We start from the raw sequence: 5,105 nt of genomic DNA, 5'->3' as shown, positions 1-5,105 counted from the left end.
TTTGCCGTGGACGTGGACGCCTTCCAGGGCGGCCCACTGTCGGATCGCGTCAGTTTCGAGACCGGCCGCCAGATCGCCGAACTGCACGAACTCAGTTTCCGGGCGTTGCAGGCGCTGGTGGTCCTGCATGTGGCTGCGGTGCTGTTCTACCTGGTCTGGAAGCGCACGGACCTGATCCGCCCGATGATCACCGGGGTGAGGGTGTTGCCCAGCAATCCTGGCCTGACGCGCGCGCCGCTGTGGCGTCTCGCGCTGGGCGTGGTGCTGGCCTCCGCGCTCGCCTTTGCGCTCTCCAGGGGCCTGCGGTTCTAGAGGGTGACAGCGATGCCGGTTGAAGCGCCCGTCACGCTCTAAGCATATGAAAAGCTCCTAGTGGACGATTCTGACGCGTTGCGCCCGTCTGTGAACGTTCCCTGGGCCGCCGAGACGGCGGCAGAGACATGCCCGGCAGCAGACCCTCCAAACTTCTGAGAGGGGGGGATTGCTGACATAGCGCCGGGACTCACTCAGACACAGAAACGCCGCCGATCCTGCGACCGGCGGCGCGTGTCTGTCAGACAATATTGGTCAGGCGGCCACAGCCTTGCGCCGCCGCAGTATGGTACCCGCCACTGATCATATCGCACGAAGGCGCGGCGGCAGCGCTCAAGGCCGGGATGCAGACCGGCGCGTCGCTAAACTCCCCCAATGGGCCGGACCGGAACAAGGCGGTGGCGGCCGGGGAGTTGGGCTACGGCTCTCTCCGCTGCCGGTCCTAATGGGTCTCTGCCCAGAAATTTGTGACGACCCGCGCCGCCTTGTCGAAGGCGTCATAGGTGACGTTGCAGTCAGACTCGCTGAACCCCTTGCGGATCGCGTTGAGGTACATCCAGTAATAGTTGTAGGCCCCCGCGCAGAGGGAGTGCAGCTGAACGTCTGGCCCGCCCGAATTGGCGGCGAACCGTTCCTTGTAGTTGTCCACCGTATACCCCGCGCACGCAGCCTGGCCCTGAAGGGTGTTCGGCCGGGTGGGGAACGCGGCCTGGGCGAATGCGCTCGTCGAGGTGAGAAGCAGGGCGGCGGTGGCTACGGCCGCGATGATCCGGGTCATGGTTTCGGCTTTCGCTGGTTGGAACAGGTTCAGGCCGCGACCGACAGACGGCGGCGGCGCAAGGCCGCGCCGACGCCGCCGAAGCCCAGGATCATCAGCGCCCAGGTGGCGGGTTCGGGGACCGCCGCCGTTGTGACGGGCGTAAGCAGGAAGGCGTGGGTAGTGCCGAAGCGGTTGTTGAAGCCGTAGCCCGCGATTTGCCCGCTACTGTTGACGCCACTGGCGGAGATGAGGGTCCAGTCTGGCGCGTCTACCAGGTCATTGAGGTCTTGTATAAGGCCGCCGGACCAAAGAAACGCGTGAGCGCCGGTCGCGACGTACGACAGTCCAACCACCTGGCCCGCGTCATTCGCACCATATGCGAAGCTGCCGTCCACGCCTCCAGCTAGATCGCCGAGGTCTTGCATCACGCCGCCAGACCACAGAAACGCGCGATTGCCGGTCGTTGCCCCTGAGTATCCAACCACCTGGCCCGCGTTGCTGATGCCGAGAGCTTCGCTGACGTTGGATCCGCCCGGAAGATCGCCGAGGTCCTGCATCACGCCGCTTGACCACAGAAAAGCGCGAATGCCAGTCGCGGCGCCGGAGAGGCCGACCACCTGCCCCGTCTCGTTGATACCGCGTGCTTGGCTGCCGTTGGATCCACCCGGAAGATCGCCGAGGTCCTGCATCACGCCGCTTGACCACAGGAAGGCGCGTGGGCCGGTTGCGGCATACGACGTCCCAACCACCTGGCTCGTGTTATTGACGCCAGATGCGACACTGAAATTGGATCCTCCTGGCAGATCGCCGAGGTCCTGCATCACGCCGCCTGACCACAGAAAGGCGCGAGCGCCGGTCGCGGCCTCCGCGTATCCAACAACCTGGCCCGTGTCGTTGACGCCAGTTGCGAAACTGGAGTCAGTTCCACCCGGCAGGTCGCCCAGGTTCTGCATCACGCCGCCTGACCACAAGAACGCGCGACTGCCGGTCGCGGCATACGAGCCTCCAGCCACCTGCCCCGAGTTGTTGTTGCCCCGAGCCTCACTCTGGTCGAAGCCCCCCGGGAGATCCCCCAGATCGGTAAACACGTACTGCGCCGCCCCAGCAGCTCCGGCGATCATCGCCAGCATCACTCCCGCGACCCCACCGAAAAATGTCAAACGAAAACGCATCGCTGCCCCCACTACAATCTACTCACCAGCCTCGGCATGACGGCATCGCGTCAGGACCAGCCAACTGCCTTCAAGGTCGGTCGAGACTGCCGAGCGCGCATCTCCCAACTGGTAGATGCCAACCAATTCGGGACTGCCCATCCTGACGCGAAACCTGCGTCCTACAGTTGGCCCGCGCCATTGGCGGACCTCCGTGTGGCTGGCAGACGCCGCCGCCGTAGCGCCAGGCCCGCCAAGCCAAAACCGCCGATCATCAGCGCCCAGGTCCCGGGCTCCGGAACCGCGGTGATCCGCAGCGAGACACCGCCCTGGTTATTGGTGCGGGTGTTGTCGAGATCCGTCACGACCAGCCGAGAGGCGATGTCGGCGTCGAGCGTCACGCGAAACGGCGATGTCGGGTAAGTCGTGAAGAAAACCGGCGGGCTGATCACGCCGGAGTTGATGTCGACGCCGTAGTGGTCGACCGGACCGGCCTTGTAGGCGGCGAGCGACGCCAGCGCAGAGGCATAGCTGCCGGTGAGACTTCCAACGCGGAACACATCGACCGTCGTCGAGCCGCCAGGGAGGAAGGCGCCGGCGAAGTCGCTGTCCCGAAGGCTGAAGCTATTGGTCCAGCCCGTCGAGCAGGATCCAGTCGGGCAGAGCACATTGGCGGAGTCATAGGCTCCACCATCGGCGATCCCGATGAATTCGATGCGATAGCTGCCGGCGGCGAGCGTCAAGGCGGTCCCGAGCCCGTCGGTCGCGGCGATGTCGTAGATGGCTGCGCTGGCCGGCACCCCGGCAACCAGGGCCAGAGCGGCAAGGCTAGCAGCTAGCGCCCGTTTCGGTTCGAACATTCAAATACCCCCAACGAAAATCCGCCACATTCGACGGCACTGCGGACGGCGGACTTTGGTCGCCGACACCGCTCGAGAGTGAGGTATTCCCCGGCGGCCCGCATCTCCCAGATGGTATATGAAACCCTAACCCAGCCTCTGCACCGCCAGCACCAGCTCCGCTTCGCGGTTGACGCCGACCTTGGCCAGGATGGTCTTGATTTGTTGGCGCAGGGTATTGATCGTCACGCCGCGCTGAATGGCGATGGCCTCGCGGGGGCGACCCGACGCGAGGGCCAAGGCGATCTCGCCCTCGGCCGTGGTGAGTCCGAAGGCTATGCGCAGCAGCTGCGCCGACGGTGTCCGTGGCCCCTCGCGGACGATGACCAGAAAGCGCGGCTGAAACACCAGATCCCAGTTCGTCGCCTGCAGGGCGCGGACGTGGACGGCGGCGCGGCGACCGTCGAGCCCGATCACCAGCGCCTCGGCCGCGCCGCCAGAGGGTCCTGAGGCCGCGGCGCGGGCCAAGGCGCGGCGCAGCTCAAGGTCATCGTGGGGCTGGATGGCCGACAGCCGGCTTCGGCGGAGGCTCCACAACCCGCCTTCAGTGACCATTGACTCGGCGCGTCCGGTCATGGCCAGCACCGCGCCGTCCAGGCCACAAAGGAAGGCGGCGACGCCCGCATACTCCAGTCCATTGGCTATATCGCGCAGGCTCTGGTCGCCCAACGCCATCCGCGTGCGAACGGCGGCCAGGGCATGCGGGGCCAAGGCGGCAAATACGGCTGTGGCATCGGCGTCGATGCGGCCTTGCTTGTGGGTCCGCAGCACCGTCAGGCCGATCAACACGTTGTCGTCTTGATGCAGCGTCGTCTGGCAACCGTGCTGAATGTCGAACTTCCGCACGACGTCCATATAGTCGTCGGTCTGCAGCAGGCGAGCTACGGCATCGTATTCCCGATCCCCGATCACCTGCATCGGTGCAGCCACCTTTGCCGCCGCCACACGAGGGCTGACCCAGGGGAGGTGCCCGCCGACGGCTCGGAAATCGCGATAGGCCTCCTCGGGGAGTTCTGAGATGCCGAACATGAGGTCTGTTCCCCTCATGGCGATCAACTCGCCGTGTGATGATCGCGTAGCCGAAGCGAGCGCAGAGAGCGCCGGAAGCCACGCATCGTTGTCGATGGTGGCTTGGGCAAACGCCTCCGCCGCGCGCAGATACTCTTCCGGACGCATATCCCTGTCGACCCCGTCAGCACGACAACCCAAGCAACAAACTGATTACATCGCACGCTGAGGTTTTCAATGGCGTGACAGCGATCACGGCCATGCTTCCCGCCAAATCAGCAGGCTTAGGAGGAGGATTGCCTAGCTGCGAGCTCTCAACAGGTTGTCCATCCGACCAACACCGGGGAAGCTGTGGTTTTGACGCTACAGGGTCTCAGGAGAGGGTCGGATTAAAGTGTACAAGAATGCCCGGCTGACGCAGCTCAGTCGAGGCGAAGTGGTGCGGCTGGTGTGCTCGGCTCTGGCGAAGCTGGGCAAGGCCGATTAGTCCCGCGAGTATTGGGGGACAACTCAGGTCCGCTAAGGGTCGTTACTCCCCGTTCAATTCGGGCCAGAAGCGGATCGTTTCCAACCCGTCCGCAAAGGGACGCCCTGACAGGGTCTATCCGCTAGCCTCGCTCGGCTGCATCGCGCAGTGAGTTGAGCCAGGAGTCTTCGCGCAGCTTTTCCGCGGCGTGCAGGTGGGTTTCGGCGTCGCGGACGGCGGCGTCGTGTTTGCGCCATTCGGAAACCGCGCCCTCGCGGGCCGAGCGGGCGGCCTCCAGGGTCGGATAGCGGGCCAGAACCGCGCGGGTGGAATAGTTGACGGGCGGACCCACGGTCTCACGGTCCGGATAGAAGCCGGTGATGGAGTCGGGCGTCTCGCTGTCGATGTGGAAGACGTCGGCCCAGCCCGCATGGTGACGCATCAGGGCCCAGGGTCGTTCGATCCGGTCGCTCACCATAGTCTCCGTCGAAGGTGTCCTGCCGATTCCG

6 protein-coding genes are annotated in these 5,105 nt (G+C 65.0%); 1 reads left to right on the top strand and 5 read right to left on the bottom strand.

Annotated elements, in window-relative coordinates:
- On the top strand, positions 1 to 312 hold a 312-nt coding region (locus RMO97_RS00165), incomplete at its 5' end, for a cytochrome b/b6 domain-containing protein (protein ID WP_310538548.1).
- A gap of 442 nt (positions 313 to 754) precedes the next feature.
- On the opposite strand, the gene RMO97_RS00160 is transcribed toward RMO97_RS00165, so the two are convergent.
- The 5 genes from RMO97_RS00160 to RMO97_RS00140 form a co-directional block, all read right to left on the bottom strand.
- Positions 755 to 1,090, bottom strand: a complete 336-nt coding sequence (locus tag RMO97_RS00160; protein WP_310538547.1) for a hypothetical protein — start codon at positions 1,088 to 1,090, stop codon at positions 755 to 757.
- A gap of 29 nt (positions 1,091 to 1,119) precedes the next feature.
- Positions 1,120 to 2,244, bottom strand: a complete 1,125-nt coding sequence (locus RMO97_RS00155; RefSeq protein ID WP_310538546.1) for a PEPxxWA-CTERM sorting domain-containing protein — start codon at positions 2,242 to 2,244, stop codon at positions 1,120 to 1,122.
- Between the two features lie 161 nt (positions 2,245 to 2,405).
- On the bottom strand, positions 2,406 to 3,083 hold the full coding sequence (locus tag RMO97_RS00150; RefSeq protein WP_310538545.1) for a PEPxxWA-CTERM sorting domain-containing protein: 678 nt from the start codon (positions 3,081 to 3,083) through the stop codon (positions 2,406 to 2,408).
- Positions 3,084 to 3,209: 126 nt separating this feature from the next.
- A complete protein-coding gene (locus RMO97_RS00145; RefSeq protein WP_310538544.1) occupies positions 3,210 to 4,298 on the bottom strand; it encodes a helix-turn-helix transcriptional regulator in 1,089 nt (362 codons plus the stop codon).
- Positions 4,299 to 4,738: 440 nt separating this feature from the next.
- Positions 4,739 to 5,105, bottom strand: a 367-nt coding sequence (locus RMO97_RS00140) for a hypothetical protein (RefSeq protein ID WP_310538543.1), incomplete at its 5' end; no start/stop codon positions are given.

It is taken from the genome of Phenylobacterium sp., assembly GCF_031425575.1.
In the GTDB taxonomy this organism is placed as follows: Bacteria; Pseudomonadota; Alphaproteobacteria; order Caulobacterales; family Caulobacteraceae; genus Phenylobacterium.
The sequence above is the reverse complement of the archived record's forward strand: the minus strand, read 5'-3'. Positions and strand labels throughout refer to the sequence as shown.